Annotated in this window: 2 protein-coding genes and 1 tRNA gene; all 3 read right to left on the bottom strand. The window is 67.0% G+C overall.

The genetic code is table 11. The annotated features are described in order from the left end of the window. Window positions 1-11: 11 nt before the first annotated feature. On the bottom strand, window positions 12-680 hold the full coding sequence (locus DMC18_RS25470; protein WP_110119360.1) for a TetR/AcrR family transcriptional regulator: 669 nt from the start codon (window positions 678-680) through the stop codon (window positions 12-14). Window positions 681-830: 150 nt separating this feature from the next. Next, window positions 831-907: transfer RNA gene (locus tag DMC18_RS25465), tRNA-His, on the bottom strand. Window positions 908-1,085: 178 nt separating this feature from the next. Then, window positions 1,086-1,550, bottom strand: a 465-nt coding sequence (locus DMC18_RS25460) for an energy transducer TonB (protein WP_146218238.1), incomplete at its 5' end; no start/stop codon positions are given.

Raw genomic sequence — 1,550 nt, 5'->3', positions numbered from 1 at the left:
GAGAGAGGGATTTAAGCCGCGAACCCGGCCTCGGCGAAGCCCAGCATCCGGTCCAGCAGCGACACCACGTCGGCCTCGCTGGTCTGGCCTTCCGACAGCACGTTCAGGCGGTCGAACTCGGCGAAGCGGTTGTTGTGCAGCATGCCCAGGGTGAAGTGCAGCCGCCAGTAGACCTCCTCGGCCGACAGCTCCGGCCGCGCCTTCAGCAGAGCGTCGGAGAAGCGGCGCAGGTGCGAGACGTCGGTCTTCAGCACCTGGCGGATCTCGTCGGTGCCCTCGCTGCGGGCCCGGATCAGGAACTGCAGCGAGATTCGGCGCTCATGGTCGGGGGCCAGCCAGCGCAGCGGCGGGGTCAGCAGGGCCGCCAGGATCTCGCGCACCGGCGGGGTCCCGGCGTTACGGTCGTTGGCCTCGTGCAGCATCTTGGCCCGCTCGCGATTGAGCTCGGCCGTGCGCCGCTTGAAGATCTCGAACAGCAGGGCGTCCTTGGAGCCGAAGTGATAGTTCACCGACGCCAGGTTCACGCCCGCGGCGGCGGTGATGTCGCGCACCGACACGTTCTGGAAGCCGTGCAGCGCGAACAGCCGCTCGGCGGCCGTGAACACCAGGTTCTTGGTGACGGCTTCGGTTTCCTGGGCCTCGGCCTCTTGGCCGGCGGCGATCTCGGTGGTCGAACTCAAGACTTCAATCCCCTTACCCATAGGGAACCCTTACAAGCGTTTGATTTCGGCGCAAGCGTCAAGATGCGCCGCGGGCTGAGGAATTCTCCAACCGGAGCCAGGAAACGAAAAAGGCCCGACGTCGCCGCCGGGCCTTTTCAACGTCTCGCGTGGTACCACCTCTCGGGCTCGAACCGAGGACCTCTAGATCCACAATCTAGCGCTCTAACCAACTGAGCTAAGGCGGCTCCGCGAGAGGCGTGTTCTTAGTCGGACCCGCCGTCGGGATCAAGCGGCGAAAAGCCCCGAAACGGAGAAAATCGCGCCCCGAAAACGCCCCGCTCCGACCGCAGGAGAGAGGGCAAAGAAAAACGCCCCGGAGCGGATGCTCCAGGGCGTCTTCTTGGGATCGTTCCCAGGTCGTCGCTATTGCGGGACCTGGAAGGTGATCGGCACCGTGATCTCGCCGCCGTCCACCGGAGCCCCATCGAGGGTCTTCGGCTTCATGCGGAAGAGGCGCGACAGCTTCAGGGCCGCGTCGCCGAAACCGTAGTCGGCCGGAGATTCCGACACGACCGAGCAGTTCTCGAGCGAACCCTTGGCGTTCACCGTGCAACGGATCGTCGCACGACCACCGGTTTCCGTCCGCTGTGCACGGTCCGGATAGTACCGGGCCATGTCGTCGGCGTTCGGCTTACGCGCCCAATCGGGACGCGTCACGACCGAAGCCCGGGCGGGCGGAGCCGTCACCGGCGCCGGCGGAGCCGACGAGATGATCGGCGGCGCCGTCTGCTCGACCCGCTCCTTGACGGGCGGGATCGGGAGCGGCGGCGGCGGCGTCACGTCCGGCGGCGGCGCGATCGGCGGCCTCGGCTGCACCACCGCGGGAGG

It is taken from the genome of Caulobacter sp. D5 (assembly GCF_003185805.1).
In the GTDB taxonomy this organism is placed as follows: Bacteria; Pseudomonadota; Alphaproteobacteria; order Caulobacterales; family Caulobacteraceae; genus Caulobacter.
This window is presented reverse-complemented; position numbering and strand designations above follow the sequence as displayed.